Genomic DNA, 18,757 nt, shown 5'->3' with positions numbered 1-18,757 from the left:
TTGTGTTTTTGATATTTTCATCAGAGCATGAGAAAATAATTTGTTGAATTTTATTTTAAAAAATTTATTGTTTTGCTCGTTTTGTTGGTATAAAAAAATCTGCAAGCTTACTCACCCCCGTCCCCTCTCTATCTCATAGAGAGGGGAGAAAATTTTTTCTTCTTTTCGGCAACAGCAATAGCGATTCCGAAATTTTGGCGCGGTGGCCTGCCCTGTCGGCAGCGTGCGTTGGCCGTGAATGTAAAAAACTTAGAAAATCGAAAAAAGGCCTTGCTTGCAATGGCTTTGTTTGCTGAAAGCGAACACTAATTTTTCTGTTTTTCTGGGTTTTTACAGAGCTCGAAGAAGCATTCGGCAGGGCTATATTTTTTTGGTTGTTTTTGTATCATTACAAAAAGAACAATAGAAAAAAACCTATATTTGCTTTATAAACCCCATCCCAATTCCGAAGCATCCGCTGGTATATTGCAACCCAAATCATCATTACCAGTATAGTAGCCGATATAGTTCGGGATAATGATTTATACCGATACGGTATCTGTAATAGTCCAATAAATTGTTCTATAACAGCTACTCTATCGGCATTATACAAAAAAAAGATGGGTTAAACTATATCAAGTAATAGTATTAATGCACATCGTGTTAGCCAAAATACTTACTTTTTTAAAATTAATGTAAAAAATTCATTATCCGGGGACAGAATAAACAACCTTTTTTGTAATTTTAACGCCTTAAGAAATAGCATAATACTTTTATAGAAGTTGAAAAAAACATTTTTATTCGTTTTTTTATTTTATTTTTTTTTCAATACTGTTTTTGCACAAGCACCAGTTGCTAACTTTACAGCGAATGTTACTTCGGGTTGTGGTTCGCTTATTGTTATTTTTCAAGACCTTTCCACCAACACACCCACGGCCTGGGCATGGAATTTTGGAGACGGGGCTACTTCCACTTTGCAAAACCCCACACACAACTATACCAGCCCGGGGACATATTCTGTAACTCTGACCGCATCAAACGCTTTCGGCTCTAATACTATTGTAAAAAGTTCATATATTCATGTGTATCATCTTCCGGTGGCAATTTTCAGTGGAACACCTTTATCAGGCTGCTCTCCACTCAACGTATGTTTTAACAGCTCTTCTACTCCGGGCGATGCTCCCATAACAACATATTCATGGGATTTTGGCGATGGCGGCAGCGGTAGCACTCAGAACCCATGCCATGTTTATTCAGCCTCAGGAAACTATCAGGTTACCCTTATTGTTACAGACCAGAACAATTGCTCAAAGAGCCTGATTAAACCCAACTACGTAAGTGTTGGTTCAAAACCCACCGCTGCATTTACTTATAGTAATCCCGTACCGTGCAACCTGCCGGCTACCGTTGCTTTCACCAACACCAGCACTCCGCCGGGATATACATCTTTATGGTCATTTGGTGACGGAGGAACTTCTACACAACAACACCCTTCGCATAATTATACAGCAGCCGGAACATATAATATCAGGCTTATCGTGTCAAATAATGGATGCTCCGATACAGTTTTTCATCCTGTAGTTATCAGCGCCAACCCCTTTAATGCAAATTTTACTTCCGATATAACTTCGGGATGTATTCCACTTACTGTTAATTTTACTGACCTTTCTGCTCCCAACGCCAGTTCGTGGTTATGGAATTTCGGCGATGGCGGCACTTCATCACTTCAACACCCCAGTCATATTTACACATCACCCGGAACTTATACAGTAAGCCTCACATCGTCAAATACCGGAGGTTGCAGCAACACCAAAACACTTACAAATTACATCACAGTGTTCGCATTGCCTTCCGTCAGTTTCAGCGGATCACCATTACAGGCATGCCATGCACCTCAAAATGTTAGTTTCACGTGCTCTATACCAGGAATAATAAGCTGGCAGTGGAATTTTGGAGATGGAGGAACATCTTCAGCACAAAACCCCTCTCATACTTATACTCAGGATGGCATATATACTGTAACTTTATCTATTACAGACAACCATGGCTGTTCTAATTCGTTATCAAAGATTAATTATATTATAATCAGTCCGCCTATTGTTGACTTCACCGCCACGCCCCCTGCAGGCTGCCATCCCCTGACGGTGCATTTTAACGATTCTACTTCAACCATAAGTTATATTACATCATGGACATGGGATTTTGGAGACGGCAGTCCTGTAAGCCATCTGGGAAACCCCATTCATACGTATATTGATACAGGTAATTATATTGTTTCTCTCACAGTTACCGATTCTGCAGGATGTGTTGCATCGGGAATACATGCGGTATCTGTTGGGATGTTGCCTTTAGCGGATTTTGTTGCCGACGATACCGTTGGTTGCCATAAGCATACAGTGAATTTCACCAACCTTTCGAATAGTTTAGCCAATTCATGGTATTGGGACTTTGGGGATGGAGGTAATGCTACTGAAGAGAATCCAGAGCATACTTACGCCGATACGGGTTATTTCGATGTGATGCTGGTGGCCATGCACAACGGATGCCCCGACACCATTATCATGGAAGACTACATTTATGTGATGCCTCCAAAGCCCATGTTCTCCGCCACACCTACCATTTCATGTACTTACCCTGTCATGGTACATTTTACTGATGAATCAATACTACCTGAAACATGGTACTGGACCTTTGGTGATGGAACTTCTTCCACACAACAAAATCCCACACATACTTATAATTTTCCTGGATTTTATGATGTTATGCTTCGTGTAACTAACAGCAATGGATGCCGAGACTCACTAACCATGACAGCTTATATAAAAATATCTGAACTTATTCCGGATTTTATACAAGACAAAGCTACTCTTTGCCAACATGAACATGTGGCCTTTATGAGCACTTCATACACAAACTCAACTATTACTTTATATAATTGGGATTTTGGAGACGGAGGTACAGGAACAGGTATGGTAACAAACAACACATTTTACGACCAAGGCATTTATTCAATAAAACTCAAAGTCACAGACCAACTTGGATGTCAGGATAGTATCACTAAATCGAATCTGATAACTGTGAACCCTCTGCCCATAACAAACTTTTCAGCCAATATAACTCATGGTTGCGCTCCTATGCAGGTGCAGTTCACAGATAACTCGAGTGCAATTCCACCAGCAACTTTAAACAGCTGGTTCTGGGATTTTGGCGATGGCAGCACATCCACACAGAAAAATCCCCAGCATACTTATTTACAACCCGGAGTATATTCTGTAGTACTTGTAGTAACAGATTCGGAAGGATGTGACAGCATGCTTGTAAAACAAAATTATATCAGTGTGTCACGTCCTGTGGCTTCATTTTTCTCAGACACCTTGAAGTGTAACATGGAACCTGTGCAGTTTGTTAATACTTCAACCGGCGTCGGACTTGCTTATCAATGGGATTTCGGTGACGGAAGTCCGGTTTCAGACTCTGTAAATCCTATACATAATTACGACGTCAATCAGACAACCATATTCGATGTAACACTTACCGTAACTGATTCAAACGGATGCGACAGCAGCATAGTCCACCAGGTAAGGATTTCGCAGCCCCTTCCCGGATTTTACTCTGATAATAATATTGCAAACTGCCCGCCTTTTACCGTATTTTTAAGTGATTCTTCAACCTCCGATGTGGTTTCATGGTACTGGACTTTTGGCGACACTGCCAGCGGCGGCAACAATCATTCATCGCTCGAAAATCCGCAACATATTTACAATACGTCCGGTGTATTTGATGTGCAATTAAATGTTGTAAACATTGATGGCTGTTCAGACTCATTACTTATTCCAAATTTTATCACTGTCAATGGCCCTGCCGGCAGCTTTTCCTACACACCAGCTTATGGATGTGCTCCCCTTGATGTGCTTTTCACAGCGAATTCCTTAAATACAACCAGCTATTTCTGGGTTTTTGGCGATGGAGATGCTGCCTTGACTTATACCAACAACTCTAGCCATACCTATAACGATGGAGGAGCTTACTTTGTTTCTCTTGTTCTTGATGATTCTACTCACAACTGCTCCCTTACGCTGACAGCTGCTGATTCCATCCGTGTTATTTCAGGCAGCGCATCATTTGCATATTCATCATATACACCCTGTTCCAGCAGTGCCAATATTACATTTACCGACACATCCCATACATCGCAGCCGGTAACACAATGGTTATGGGATTTTGGTGACGGGCATACGTCAACACAACAAAACCCTACACACCTTTATAATACAAACGGCACCTTTGATGTAACACTGACTATATGGGTAGATAGTTGCAGTTATACCGTTACCTATTTCGGCATCATAACAGTTTTCATTCCTCCATTAATTACTTTTGATATTTCTGGCATATCAACCTGTACACCGCCATTGATTTCACAATTTATTGTGGACGACGAAACGGTAACAGACAGTGTTATCAATTGGCACTGGGATTTCGGCGACGGTACAAGCGGCACAGGAAAAAATCCAACGCACCCTTATTCTACCACAGGAAACTTCACGATTACACTCACCACAACTTTTTTGAACGGGTGTACTTATTCTTACACAAACACATTTCATGTGCAGGTATATAATTACCCTATCGCAGGCTTCTATACCGATACAAATAATGTTCTTTCGGACGATTATATTTCATTTTTTGACCTCAGCACAGGAGTTGACTTACACTGGAACTGGTATTTCGGCGATGGAGGTATTTCATCATCACAGAACCCTGTTTATTCATACAGCGAATCAGACACATATGATGTAATGCTTATTGTTGCCACACCAAATGGTTGTGCTGACACTGCCATAGGCCAGATTACCATACTGGATGATGTAACCATTCCGAACGTTTTTACTCCCAACGGCGACGGATATAATGATTTATTTGAAGTTATCACACGGGGATTCTCGGAATACAATATGAATGTATATAATCGCTGGGGCAAGATAGTGTTCCATTCAACAAGCCCCGATATTTTCTGGGATGGAAAGCTCAATGGACAGAATGCCACTGAAGGAACTTACTATTATGTTTTAATACTTAAAAACCAGGTAAGAAAAAAAGAGCTGAGTGGAGTTATCACATTAATCCGGTAAATCTTATCTTAATTTTTTATGAAGAATTTAATCACACTATTATTATGTTTTATTGCTACACTTCAATTATTTTCACAAAGCTGGCAAAAAGCTAGTATTTCAGATGATTTTTCTATGATATCATCAACCATTTCTGCTCCATTAGCTGATAGTTATCCTAAATCAAACATTCAGCAATTAGCGGGATTCCCTGTTGCCGTGGTTGGCAACCCTACTTTTAAAAATATGCGTGGCCTTGCACTTGCAGATATTAATAATGACAACATCTCAGATATTGTTTTTGCCACACACAACTGCATTTACGCTTACACTTATCAGGGACTGCTATGGCAGAAAAGCCTCACGGGCACAGCAATTTACCCTCCGACAGTGGGCGATATCAATAACGACGGGTTCCCTGAGATTATCCAAACAACAGGCGGCAGCTCCACAACAGGCAGGGTATATGCCTTTGACCATAACGGGAACCTTCTCTCCGGCTGGCCTGTGAGCTGCAGCAACCACTGGATGATTTGCGCTTCGGCAATCAGTGATTTGAATGAAGATGAAGAAAAAGAAATTATAGTGTGTGAAATGGCATCAACTGTAGGTAAAGTGCATATTCTTAAAAACAATGGTACATCCTTCAGCAGCAACTGGCCCGTTACGTTGGATGGCATTCCTGCTGTCACTCCTTCAATAGCTGATGTTGATAACGATGGCGAAAAAGATATCGTTGTGAACTCGATAAAATCACGTTATATCTTTGGGCTGGATGGCTTGCCCAAAAGCGGATTCCCTCTGGTAACAGAACCGCTTCAGAAATACAGTTACCAATCTCCCGCTATTGCTGACTTCGACAATGATAACACCCTTGAAATTATTGGAGCCACTCACGGAGATGCCCCACAGTTTTATGTTATGAACCACGACGGCAGTGATTTCGGAAACTGGTCTATTACAGTTCCTGACAGCAGCTGGACCTATTCTCCTCCGACAGTAGTTAAGATAGACGGCAACTGGAAAATTTTTATGAGCCGCCCCATAGGCAGCGAAGCAGAGGATATGCTTTACGGATGGGACACTGACGGCAACGTACTTCCAAATTTTCCCATAGTAAAAGCCGGAGGACTCGAAGGTTTTATTTCTGTGGCTGACATCAATGATGACAATGATTGTGAACTTGTTTTCGGCTCTAATTTGCTCGACAGCACCGGCTATGGGTTTATTCATGCTTACAGTATTGACAATGGGGCACAACTTCCTAATTACCCGATACGGCCAAGGGGGTGGACATTTATGAACGGCATATGCCCCGGTGATGTGAATGGTGACGGTATGATGGAACTTGTAGCCTTATCTTATACGAATTCTTTTGGACAAACCACTGATTCCGTTTACATCAATATTTACGAGTTAAATGTTCCATATTCTTACGAAAAAGTACTATGGGGAACTTACAAGGGAAGTAATGAACGTACCGGTTTTGTACGAGATATGATAAGCAATATTCCACATAATGAAACAGTAACCGGAAAAATTACGATAAGTCCCAACCCTGTAGTTGATAAATTGAAAATATCGTGGAATAATTCTTCGACAGCCAAGACCGTTGTAAGAATTACGGATATCACAGGCAGAGCAATTCAGTCCTTTGACTATCCTAACTTGTCAGGCGGCGAATCTACTATTGAAATTGACTTGTCAGCAATGCAATCGGGTTGTTATTTTGCAATAGTAGAAACAGCTGGAAAATTAAGTGCTGTAGCTAAAATTATTAAACGCTGAGTTTGAACTCCGGGTTTATTTTCTTTCAGTAAACAATAAGCTGGGAACTTTTCTCTTTTCTTACGCTTCCACCTTTTCCAGCCCCACGGTAAAATGCCTCATGATGGGTAATTCGTAAGTGATGCGGTAACCGTGTTTGATCGCCATGCGTCTTTCGTAAACATTACCCAGTGCGGTTGCCACGTAATCCATGTGGTTGTTGGTATATACCCTCCGGGGAACGGCCAGCCTCAATAGTTCGAGTTTGGGGAAGCGCGGTTCGCGGGTAACGGGGTCGGGGTCTGTCATGATGGCGCCTATTTCCACGCCACGCACACCGCCTTCAATATATAATTCAATAGCGAGGGTTTGTGCCTGAAATTCTTCTTTGGGAATATGCGATAAGAATTTTTTCGCATCGACAAAAATAGCATGTCCTCCAAACGGTTCCTGCAAAGGTACGCCGAAATCCTTGATCTTCTGGCCTAAGTAAGCTATTTGTCTGATACGGGTTTCGAGATAATCAAATTCGGTTCCTTCGTCAAGTCCCTGGGCCAGGGCATTCATGTCACGTCCGGACATCCCGCCATAAGTTACAAAGCCTTCATACATAATGTTGTAAAAACTGGCTTTTTGAAACAATTCCTTGCTTTTCATGCCAATAAAACCACCCATGTTGACGATAGCGTCCTTTTTACTGCTCATGGTTGCTATATCGGCGTAGGAATACATTTCTTTTACGATTTCCTTAATGGATTTATTTTCGTAGCCTTTTTCACGAATCTTGATAAAATAAGCGTTTTCAGCAAAACGGGCCGAGTCGAAAACAACAGGGATACCGTATTTTTGAGCCATGGCATAAACTTCTCTTAGGTTGGCCATTGAAACAGGCTGTCCGCCGGAACTGTTACAGGTTACCGTAATAACAATAAACGGAATTTTTTCTTTGGGGTTGTTTATCAAAACGGTTTCGAGTTTATTCAGATCGACATTTCCCTTGAATGGGTGTATCAATGTTGTGTCAAAGGCTTCGTCAATGGTGCAGTCAATAGCTTCTGCCTTACGATATTCGATATGCCCTTTGGTGGTGTCAAAATGTGCGTTGCCCGGCACCAGGTCACCTGCTTTTACTAAGGTGGAAAATAGTACGTTTTCTGCTGCACGTCCCTGATGCGTAGGTAAAAAATATTCAAAGCCCATGATATTTTTAATGGCTTCTTTGAGGTTGTAATACGATGATGCACCGGCATAACTTTCATCGCCCAGCATAAGCTCCGACCACTGGCGGTCGCTCATAGCACCAGTGCCACTGTCTGTTAGCAAATCAATAAATACCTGGTCGCTACGAAGATTAAACAGGTTATAACGAGCTTCCTTTATCCATTTCAAACGCTCTTCACGGCTGCTTCGCCGGATTGTTTCTACCATCTTTATTTTGTACGATTCAGCAAAAGGTAATTCCATAGTGTAAAATTTCTTAACATAAAAAATTGCTCAAAAGTAAAAATATAGTTTTAGCAAAAAAAATTTTAACCAAAAAAATTAGGTTTTAATAAAAAATATTAGTATCTTTAGTATTCATATTGTTCAAATTAATTCATCAGTAAAGGAGGTGTCATGGAAAATCTGCTTTTAAAATATATGGTTGAGCGATTCAACATCGAAAAAGAAAATGTTAAACCACGGGAAAATGTCTTGCCGTTTATAACAATTTCCCGTGAATTCGGATGCCCGGCAAAAGAAATTGCCGGCAAAATCATCAAAGAACTGAATCAGGCGGATGAGAAACTGACAAATAGAAAGCCTTGGAGTTTCATTAGCAAAGAGCTGCTACAGAAAGCATCGAAAGAACTAAATATTGAAACCGGCAGGATTATTAAAGTTCTTAATGACAAAGAAAGAAGCTCCATTGATGAAATACTTAATGCCTTGTCGGAAAAACACTATTATTCCGACAGAAAAATTCTGAAAACCATTGACCGCGTTATCATGGATTTTGCCAGCAAAGGAAACGTAATTATCATTGGTAGAGGTGGCATGGCAGTTACCAGAAGCATGAAAATGGGATTTCATATCCGCTTATTTGCACCTGTGGAATGGAGAGTGGAACAGCTCATGAAAACAGGAACTTATAAAACCAAAGAAATAGCTCTGTCCGCATCCAGAAAAATTGATTTTAAAAGAAATACTTTGCTGAAAATCAAAAGCAGCAGGAATTTGGATTTTGAAGACCACTTTGATGTATATTACAATTGCAAATACCTTAGTATAGACGAAATTACTTCTTCAATTATTCATTTACTCCAGCTAAAGAAATTTTTATAATTCCACATCATTTGACTGTTGAAAACTTACTCTTAGCTATTGATTGCTGAAGTTTTTTTTCGGTAATTTTGTTTCTATGAATATTCATTTTATTGCTATAGGCGGCAGTGTCATGCACAACATGGCGCTTGCCATGGCTCAGAACGGCCATACTGTTACAGGCTCTGACGACGAGATTTTTGAACCCGCAAAAAGCAGGCTTGCGGCGAAAGGGATATTGCCTCCATCATCCGGTTGGTTTCCCGATAAAATTAACAGCAGCCTTGATGCGGTGATCCTGGGCATGCACGCGCGTGAAGACAATCCCGAGCTGATCAAAGCGAAAGAAATGGACTTGAAAATATATTCTTTTCCGGAATACATTTACGAGCAATCGAAAAATAAAACCCGCGTGGTTATCGGCGGAAGCCACGGCAAAACCACCATCACCGCCATGATCATGCATGTGTTGCACGACCTGGGAAAAGATTTCGATTACATGGTGGGCGCACAGTTGGAGGGTTTTGAAACGATGTTCCGCATTTCCGATGCGCCTGTCATCATCCTGGAAGGTGATGAATACCTAACTTCCACTTTAGACAAACGCCCGAAATTCCACCTGTATAGGCCAAATATCGCGTTGCTCAGCGGCATCGCCTGGGACCATATCAATGTGTTTCCGACTTTTGAAATTTACTTAGAACAGTTCCGGGAATTCATCGAACTGATAGAGCCGGGAGGAAACCTGGTGTACTGCGAAAATGACGAAGAACTCAAACGCATTTGCCCTGAAGCCAGGAAAGATATTAAGTTATATCCTTACGGTATTCCGTCTCATTCCATAAATAACGGAACGACTTCTGTAGCGATCGGCAATTTGGATACAGAAATCCATGTTTTCGGTAAACACAACCTGATGAATCTTAACGGTGCCCGGTTGGTATGTGCGTGCCTGGGTATTTCTGCGGAGGATTTTATGAAATCCATCGCCGGATTTAAGGGCGCTTCCAAGCGGCTTGAACTGCTTGGAAAAAGTGATGATTCCGCTTTTTACAAAGATTTTGCACATTCGCCTTCCAAACTTAAGGCAACTATCGAAGCCGTTAAAGAACAATTCCCCCACAGAAAGCTTGTAGCATGTTTCGAACTACATACATACAGCAGCCTGAACAACGATTTTCTTGAACAATATAAGGGCTGCATGCACAAAGCCGATAAAGCCATCGTTTTTTACAGCGCTCACGCCCTCGAAATAAAAAAAATGCCGCCTTTGCCCGAAATCAAAGTAAAAGGATCATTCGGCCGCGACGATATTATGGTCTTTACAAATAAGGAAAAACTTGTTGACTACCTCGAAAGCCTTGACTGGAAAGGCAAAAACCTGTTGATGATGAGCTCGGGAAATTTTGACGGGCTGGATTTAAAGGCATTAGCTGAAAAAATCAGAGTTATCAAGCAATAATCTTTGATGCGATGTTGCAAACTTCACACAAGGGTGTGATAGCTATTCTTTTATTATTTTTTTGAATTCAAAAGTTTTACCATTTTTGAGTTTAATTAGATAGACACCAGGTGTAAAATGACTTGTCTGAACAGTAGTCTTTTCAACTAAATTGCCTTTGAAAACAACTTGACCAAATGCATTTATTATTTCATAATTCATAAGCTCATCACTACCTTCTAATTCAATTATTAATTCATCAGAAAAAGGGTTTGGATAAACTTTATTATCTCTAATCATTTGGTTGTTTAAATCAATATAGATTATATTTGAGTATTTAGAAGATCCGTCAAAATCTGTTTGTTTTAGTCGGTAATAAGAAATATTACGAAAAAATTCATTGTCGATATAAGAGTAGAAAAGAGGCATATTACTATTTCCTGCACCATCTATTATCCCAATATTTTGAAAATTAATGGCATCTTTACTCCTCTCAATTGTATAGTAATCATTATTTGTTTCGGAAACTGTTACCCAATTCAGTTGTACTTTCTCATTAATATACCTTGCATAAAAACTTATTAACTCCACTGGAAGCGGGTTATTATTGTCTTTCGATGCTAAAGTAAATGGAGAAAAGCTGGTCAACAGTTCCGCTGATGATACTGTGCCTGACGTTGTGCTGCCTGTTGTTTCTGCATTACCAATATCAATCCATTTTTCTCCGTTCCAATGTGCCGTGGTTATACTCGTGAGATTTGTTACTGTACCACTCCTTAAGGAATCCCAGGATAAAGTAACGTAAACATTATTAGTGGTACCGGTTCTTTCAAGTGTCCAATACTCCATGCTGCTGATGTGATTGATAGAAGCATCGTGTAGGCTGGAATCATAAGAGGTATTAGGATCAATATGATGATATTCTGCTGTAAAAAAATCCGTGGCAATGCCACCGCCAGATGCTGCTGAAATGCTTATGGGAGCATACCAATCGCCTTTCCCGACGGGAAATGTAAAAGCAGTATTCCCCTCCTTGACCACGGGCCCATTTACAAAACTGCTTGCTGTTCCATCATTACAGGAAGAACCATTCATAAATTTTAAAGAACCAGTACCTGAGAAGTTTACAATTCCTGCTAAAAAGGAAGCAGAATTCGAAACAGTAACCGGAGTGGTAATGTTCACATCTGACAAACCATTTGTAACATTAAAAAATATTATATCATAAAAACTCAAATCTCCTGTAATCGTTTGCGCGGCGCTTCCACTAAAAACAATGGTTCCATTGTTAGAGTTAAAAGTACCATTGTTAATAAAATTTCCGGATACAAGCATGCTCTCCGCCTGGGCCGTTAAAGTTTTTTCCGACTCAATAGTGATATTATTAAAAGAATTGGATGAAGAACCGCTGATTGCAGTTGTCCCATTAAATATAACTGTGGAAGAATTGGGATAAAATGTGCCGTCATTTATCCAGTTTCCATAAACGGTCAATGTATTTGAACCAGAAATGGTTAAAAAGGCTCCACTTTCAATGGTAATAGAATTACATATTCCGTCAGCATCTCCAATCACCGGCTGGTTTGGGGCAGAGGAAGGTATCAATACATCAGTGGTAGAAGTTGGAATACCTTCACACCAATTCCCGGCGTCATTCCAGTCTGTGGTTTGTCCCGTCCATATACCTGTTGATACCGTAACAGTTCCGGTTCCTACTGTAAAGCCACTTGTTCTCTCACAGGAATTGGTACTTGAAACGGATATTAAGTTATAAACTTTAGTCTCAGTCTGTGACGAATATACATCAAACGGTACTCCCGATGCCACATTGTTTGCAGTATGATCTGAACCATCGTTATAAACAACTGTATACGGCCCTGTGCCTGCGGTTACGACCCATGTCAGTTTCCCAGTTCCACCGGAACAAATGGTATTGCCTGTTAAAGATCCCTGCGGAAGTGGCCTTACCATTACAGTAAAATCTGATCCTGTACTTTCACAACCTGTGGCGCTGTTTTTTACATACAACAACCCGCTATAAGTAGAAGGGCTAGCACCACCAGGCACTGTGAGCGAAATTGGACTCTCCGGTAAACCTGTGAAAGAAAAATCTGTGAACCCGGAAGTATTTGCAATTTCAGAATAATTGATGGAATATTGATTTGGATTACCGGTTGTACCGTTGTAAGTTAATTCTGCTGTTAAAACGCCACTGCATACAGCAGGACTTGCGCCTAAAGTAATCGCAGGGACAGGGTTAACAGTCAGAACAGCATTTCCGTTCGAAACAACATCACTACCACACAAACGGGTTACAACAACTCTGTAAGCATAACCATCCATGGATAACGGCGGATTGGTAATAGTAAGTGTTGATGTGGTGGTATTTGAATAAACGCCTCCATCTGAAATATTTTCGAAAGTACCTCCTGTTCCTGTAGTGCTTTCTTGCCACTGGTAAGATAATGTGCCCCCACTGGCAGTAATACTGAATGTTGGTGCTCCGGTACCATCACAAGTCGCTGTGCTGGCGGGCTGACTTTCGATGGTGGGTGGCACACAGTCGGCGCCGACAGAAAAGCTGCTGAACCCTGTAAGACCTGTTGCAGTGAAGTTCGGGCTATCATAGGTGGCTGTATAGGAAGTATTTGAAGAGCCGTCACCTTTGATGATTTTAGGAACAGCTACGCCGGGGTCGTATGATGTGCCATCGAGAGTCAATGTGTATTCAATATCTGTACCTCCGGTTTGTGTTATATCCCAGTGTCTGTCCTGAAGTACGGTGTGATTGGCTGGCAATGTGCCTCCTATAGTAGTTTCAAATTGTTCAGCTGTTACGGTGCTTGTTTCCGTAAGCGCAGTATATTCAAGCGTTAGCGGGCGATAATTGCCACCTTTACCGATGGGGAATACTTTAGACCCGGTGCTGCAATATACTTGTGCCAATATACCATTAACATAACTGGAAGAACTGTATCCAGTGATAGTAGTCCCTGAGCATGCTGTAAGAGTTATTGTATGACTACCTGTTGTAAGTAATCCGTTGGTTAGCGTCAATGTCCCAGCCACAGACTCGTTGATTCCTAATGTTGCGCCAGCTGAATTATTGAGTGTAAGATTATTAAATGTAGTTGAAGCGCTTCCTCCAATAGTTTGTTCAGTAACACCATTCAGATTAATCGTGCTGCCTGTATTTGTAAATGTGCCTCCATTATTAATGAAATCTCCGGCAATATTATGTGAAAAGTTACCTGCATTAAATTTGGTACCTGATCCCAGTGTAAAGTCCCAGTCAATGGTGAGGCCAGCAGCAGCAGTCGTTGAAGCTGATCCGGCCATGGTGAAATCACCGACTATATGAAGTGCGGTAGAAGGCATTGTCTTTATACCTGTTCCGCTTAAAATTAATGTGCTGTACCGGTTGGTCGAAGGATTCGGGACAACGACGGTCTGATCATCGCCTTTGTACTCCACCGTGGTATGTCCGTTTATGACAGTGCGCCAGGTGCCGTTGTTGGTCATAGTACCTGTTATACCAATATAGCTTCCGTGCACCATATTCAGAATGCAACCGGGATCAAGGATCAAATTATAAAAATCCGTATTTCCTGCATAGGTCGCCAATGCATCGGTAAAGGTAACCGTACTGGTGCCGGGATTGAATGTCCCCTGATTAAGCCACGCTCCATCTCCTCCGCTAACAGTCAGTATACCTCCTGTACCTCCGTTCAGTATGCTTCCAGGAGCCAGCCTCAGTTTTTTAACAGTTCCGATAGGACTGGCCGGCAGTTCAGGATCATAGTTTGTTGACGAAGCATCGGGGATAACCACCCTATCTGTATCAGAGGGCACATGTCCGGCAGTCCAGTTGTTAGCAATGTTCCAATTAGAGCTAGAGGTTCCAATCCAAGTATTTGCCGTATCCACGCCTTTGGCACAGGTAATAATCCGCTCGCCATGTTCATCAGGCATAACGCTGATGTCCAGATTAATGTAATCCACATAGTTTTCGGTGGTGTTAATACCTGCCCGGCCAAATTCAGTATACCCTGACTGGCCTTCTTTCCAGCTCCAGTAAACCATGTCCGCTTCAGTGTTACCATTCAGTTCATCATCAAGATAATGCCCTTCAATCAACGCCAGCGCCGGGCTGACTGCACCTGTCTGGCTGATGTCATAGGACCTTAAAATAGCATCCGTTTTCAAAGACGGTGCCGTTCCTATAGTGGTTTTAAGGCTGACAGTCGACGGCAATGCCCCGCTGCCTGTGGGAGTCAAAAAGGTCATTACGGTATATGGATTGCCAAATGTATATTCAATATTTGCAGAAATAGAAGTCCTGGTAATTGTCCCGTTAACATCTCCCTGTCCGGTATTTGTAGCAGATGCTCCCATTGTTAATACATTTGAGCCCATTTCGAGAGCTCCAACCGTAGCGGAAGGATTTGCCGATGCCAGGTTCAGTACGCCATTTACAGTAATATCATCGTTTGCTTCTACTCCCCCACCTGTATTATTGATGGTCAGGTTATTAAAAGTATTTGCACCAGTACCGCCTATTGTTTGAGACGCCACTGTGCTAGTAAAACTTACAGTACTTGAGTTGGGAGTGTATGTGCCATTATTTGTCCAGTTACCATTAACATTTAGGGTATTTGTTCCATTTATTGTCAATGTAGCTCCATTGTTAATAGTAATATTTTTACATATACCACCTGCAGCATCAATAATTGGTTGGTTTAGTATTGAGGCAGAGTTTTGAGAAATATAAACATCGGTAGAAGCAGAGGGTACTCCTCCACACCAGTTTGATGCCTCATTCCAATCTGAGCTGGTAGTGCCTTTCCATGTGCCTGCTCCAGTAGTAAACACTGACATCGTAACATCCTTAGTAAATGTTTGTGCACAGTTAGTCGTTGGGTTAGTAATTGTAATCCCCGTTATTTGTAATGTCTGTCCATTATTTGAAGCATCAAGATTAACTGTTGTAAAACTTGAAGCTCCTGTTTCATCTGCAACAAGCCCTGTTATAACAGGTTGTGCATCACCGTTTATTGAATAATTTAAAGAGAAGGTTGTATTAGGCACCAAGCCCGATAAATTTATTGTTGCACCTGAACCGTCGCAAACAGTAATTGTCTGGGAAGCTCCGCTAAGTGTTGGTAAAGGATTTACAATTACATTAATACTGTCACTGTTGGTATAAATGGTACCTGACAGATTAGTGCTGATGGTGAGTTTTGCTAAATAGGTTCCTGTTACTGCATTTGGTATCGAAGGATTCTGAGTGTCAAAAGTTGTTACCCCACCACCAGGCGCAGTAATAGTCCAAAAATATGTGGGTGCATCTCCTATTGCGCCTGAATAATTTCCAGTAAGATTAATTGTATTGGTCTGGCAGATCGGAGAATTTGAAGACGGAATAGAATTTAAAGTTCCCCCCATACTCATTACCTCTGAAAATGTAAAAATATTGCCGGGAGAACCAGCACAGACCATATATTTAATACTACCAATCCATATTTCATTATTGTTATTACAATCACCAATAAGGCTACCGGTATTCTCTCCAAGTGTAATGACAGCGTCAGTAATAAATTGGAGCTTAACTTTTTTATAAAAATAAATGGAGCCACCCTCAATTATATCTAAAATAGTCGTATTTAAAAAAAATGTAAGCATGGTGTTTGTTGCACCTTTGAGATATAACTGTCCCGTATTTTGAATAGTTATGGTCCCCATGGGCTGTGTTGTTATGCCGGCATCACTAATAGTCACTGTGTGCCCTGGTTGAATGGTAAGTGCACCTGTTCCTGCATACTGTCCCGGGTATCCCTGTGCCGGGGTAGGTGTAACCCATACTGTGCCGTTGAATCTTTGCCAGGTAGATAATGTAATCCAGTCTCCGGAAGATGCAGACTGATAGTCTCCGTCAATTTGGCTAAAGCCATTTATCCAGCTTAAGAGGGCAAAACCTATTATAAACGTGTATTTAGACATATATATACGTTTATACAATAAACAAATAAAATAATTTTGTTTTTTTCCCATTTCAAACATTTTTATATGTTTTTGGCTAAATAATTTTTTAATTATAATTTATGATGATTGTTAATAATAATTTATGCTTAGATTTGCATATGCAAAGATAATAATATTTGACATAATGGAAATATTTCAAGAGATATTTTTAGTAAATTCACTCTAGTGGACATTTGCAGGATTTTTGTTTTTCGAAATATTAATGGATATTATTTGTTATAAAAATTGTATGTCAGTTGCAAGAAAACAGGCTCTGTTTGAACATTCCGCGCAATGCGGACCAACTATTCCGCAGCAAACTGTTTCACCAAAATGGAATCCATAATGGAAAGCTTTTGATTGCAATTTTTCATTATACAACTGGTTTTTAATGTAATACCGATTGCACATTCAATATAGTCCAATGACGACTTTTCTTATTGGACTATTTTTATGTAGCATCGGCATTAACCATTGTAATTTATTTTTTGTCTTTTGGACTAAAAAATAAATACAAATTGGTATAAAAAATTATTAAACACCAATTTTTTATTAAATTCCGTGAGTAAAGTGACGGAATTCAATAATTGTTCTTGTTGTCAGAATAAAACGAAATCGAATTAATGCCTCGAAAGCCTTGACTGGAAAGGAAATAACCAGTTGTGCGAAGTTTGCAACTTCGCACTTGATAAATTGTAGTTTGCAACTACTTTACAAAACATTTAAATCAACTTTTATTACATCTAAAAAACTTTCCATATCGGCATAATTTCTGGCACTCGAATATAAATAATCCCATGGGTTTACAACAATGCCTGCTCTGACAGGGTTATTGTGAATATATTCAACTTTTTGTTTTATGAATTTATTAGAAAAAATTTCAATGGGATGATTATCCTGTATCCAAAACTGATAGTTTTTGTTCCTTGAATTTCTTGTGCCTTCATATGAAAACAAATTTAACATCCAGTCTTTTCTGCTTTCTGTTGTTGTTTGAATGGTTTTTATAATTTTTTTACTTGAAAATTTTTTAAAATCACATACAGTCTGGCTTAAATCGTTCATTTCGGAATTCACAAGTAAGTGCATATGATTTGTCATTATTACATAAGCAAAGATGTTGAGCCCCTTGTTTTTCTGACAATGCTTTAAGCTTTCAATTATGATATCCTTATATATTTTTCTACTAAAAATATCAATCCATTTAACTACAGTGAATGTCAAATAATAGGCTTGACACTGATCGTATATTTTATATTTGAATCCCATAGTTCAAAAATAATATTTTGTTAGTCACAGACTAACTTTTATTTGGTGCGAAGTTGCAAACTTCGCACAACGGCGGTAAATTTTGACGGGCTGGATTTGAAAACCTTTTCTGAAAACCCGAAACAAATTAGTACATCAGCTGTTTCTTCGAATTAGTCCTCCAACCTGCGTCGTACTTGCTGTTAACAAAATAAATAATTAAATCAGCGTCATATTTGCTGTCGGTAAAATAAATTTTCTTTTTTGCATCGTACTTGCTGTCGGCAAAAAACCAAAGCCCCTCATTGCCGTCGGCATCATACTTGCTGGAGCATTTGTAAACACACAGGTCCGCATCGTATTTACTGTCTGCCACAAATACTTTAACATCTGCATCATATTTACTGTCGCAAGAAAATACTTGTTGTGCGTTGACATATTGTGTTAAAAAAATAATGCTTGTAATGAGCAAAAATAATTTTGATATTTTTTTCATTTTGAATTAATTAAATCCGCGCATTAATAACAAGAATTGTACCTAATTCCCTGTCAAAGGTAAAAATCTTTTGTCAAAGACTTGAAATCTTCTGATTGTTTTCCGTCCTGGTATTTAAGAAAAAGTTCTTTTAAAATTGGTTGTTGAGGTGGATTATGCGAAAAGGCAACAACGATACGGTTCGGCTCGTTTTCTTTTTTGTCTGAAATATGGCAGGTTTGAGAACAAAATAATCCTGCTTTCAGAAATGTGGTGAGCAGGCGTTCCTGACTTCTGACGTTTAGTGCGGTAAAATATTCCATTTTGAAATCAGTTTCTCCAGAGGGCTTTTCATAATGCTTTTTATTGGCGACCGAAAAGTGAAATTTTCTTTCGTTAAATTATCTTGAA

At 40.1% G+C, this 18,757-nt stretch carries 9 protein-coding genes; 4 read left to right on the top strand and 5 right to left on the bottom strand.

What is annotated here, in order from left to right; all coding sequences use genetic code 11:
* The first annotated feature begins 761 nt into the window (after window positions 1-761).
* On the top strand, window positions 762-5,111 hold the full coding sequence (locus M0R16_11690; GenBank protein ID MCK9613534.1) for a PKD domain-containing protein: 4,350 nt from the start codon (window positions 762-764) through the stop codon (window positions 5,109-5,111).
* Window positions 5,112-5,129: 18 nt separating this feature from the next.
* Window positions 5,130-6,878 carry an FG-GAP-like repeat-containing protein gene (locus M0R16_11685; protein MCK9613533.1) on the top strand — a complete coding sequence of 583 codons (1,749 nt, stop codon included), beginning with the start codon at window positions 5,130-5,132 and terminating at the stop codon, window positions 6,876-6,878.
* Window positions 6,879-6,938: 60 nt separating this feature from the next.
* Here the strand turns inward: M0R16_11685 and M0R16_11680 are convergent, their stop codons facing one another.
* Complete coding sequence (locus M0R16_11680; GenBank protein ID MCK9613532.1) at window positions 6,939-8,321, bottom strand: tryptophanase; 1,383 nt, start codon at window positions 8,319-8,321, stop codon at window positions 6,939-6,941.
* Between the two features lie 153 nt (window positions 8,322-8,474).
* On the opposite strand from M0R16_11680, the gene M0R16_11675 reads away from it, so the two are divergent.
* Window positions 8,475-9,182, top strand: coding sequence for a cytidylate kinase-like family protein (locus tag M0R16_11675; protein ID MCK9613531.1), 708 nt, complete (start codon window positions 8,475-8,477; stop codon window positions 9,180-9,182).
* A 76-nt stretch (window positions 9,183-9,258) separates the two neighbouring features.
* A complete protein-coding gene (locus M0R16_11670; GenBank protein MCK9613530.1) occupies window positions 9,259-10,623 on the top strand; it encodes a Mur ligase family protein in 1,365 nt (454 codons plus the stop codon).
* A gap of 42 nt (window positions 10,624-10,665) precedes the next feature.
* On the opposite strand, the gene M0R16_11665 is transcribed toward M0R16_11670, so the two are convergent.
* The 4 genes from M0R16_11665 to M0R16_11650 all read right to left on the bottom strand — a co-directional run bounded on the left by M0R16_11665 (window position 10,666) and on the right by M0R16_11650 (window position 18,669).
* The gene (locus M0R16_11665; protein ID MCK9613529.1) at window positions 10,666-16,602 is read right to left on the bottom strand and encodes a T9SS type A sorting domain-containing protein; all 5,937 of its coding nucleotides are present in this window, start codon (window positions 16,600-16,602) and stop codon (window positions 10,666-10,668) included.
* A 732-nt stretch (window positions 16,603-17,334) separates the two neighbouring features.
* Window positions 17,335-17,892 (bottom strand): transposase, encoded by a 558-nt coding sequence (locus M0R16_11660; GenBank protein MCK9613528.1) that lies wholly within the window; start codon window positions 17,890-17,892, stop codon window positions 17,335-17,337.
* Window positions 17,893-18,019: 127 nt separating this feature from the next.
* Complete coding sequence (locus M0R16_11655; GenBank protein MCK9613527.1) at window positions 18,020-18,367, bottom strand: DUF6150 family protein; 348 nt, start codon at window positions 18,365-18,367, stop codon at window positions 18,020-18,022.
* A gap of 53 nt (window positions 18,368-18,420) precedes the next feature.
* Entirely contained in the window at window positions 18,421-18,669 is a 249-nt protein-coding gene (locus M0R16_11650; protein MCK9613526.1) for a hypothetical protein, read from the bottom strand.
* Window positions 18,670-18,757 lie beyond the last annotated feature (88 nt).

It is taken from the genome of Bacteroidales bacterium (assembly GCA_023228145.1).
Lineage (GTDB): Bacteria > Bacteroidota > Bacteroidia > Bacteroidales > CAIWKO01 > CAIWKO01.
Note: the sequence above shows the minus strand (reverse complement) of the source record. Positions and strands in the feature narration are given on the sequence as shown.

Excerpts from the sequence above, each read along its gene's own strand:
- M0R16_11685 (MCK9613533.1), top strand. The coding sequence starts at position 5,130 with ATGAAGAATTTAATCACACTATTATTATGTTTTATTGCTACACTTCAA.
- M0R16_11680 (MCK9613532.1), bottom strand. The coding sequence starts at position 8,321 with ATGGAATTACCTTTTGCTGAATCGTACAAAATAAAGATGGTAGAAACA.
- M0R16_11675 (MCK9613531.1), top strand. The coding sequence starts at position 8,475 with ATGGAAAATCTGCTTTTAAAATATATGGTTGAGCGATTCAACATCGAA.
- M0R16_11670 (MCK9613530.1), top strand. The coding sequence starts at position 9,259 with ATGAATATTCATTTTATTGCTATAGGCGGCAGTGTCATGCACAACATG.
- M0R16_11665 (MCK9613529.1), bottom strand. The coding sequence starts at position 16,602 with ATGTCTAAATACACGTTTATAATAGGTTTTGCCCTCTTAAGCTGGATA.
- M0R16_11660 (MCK9613528.1), bottom strand. The coding sequence starts at position 17,892 with ATGGGATTCAAATATAAAATATACGATCAGTGTCAAGCCTATTATTTG.
- M0R16_11655 (MCK9613527.1), bottom strand. The coding sequence starts at position 18,367 with ATGAAAAAAATATCAAAATTATTTTTGCTCATTACAAGCATTATTTTT.
- M0R16_11650 (MCK9613526.1), bottom strand. The coding sequence starts at position 18,669 with ATGGAATATTTTACCGCACTAAACGTCAGAAGTCAGGAACGCCTGCTC.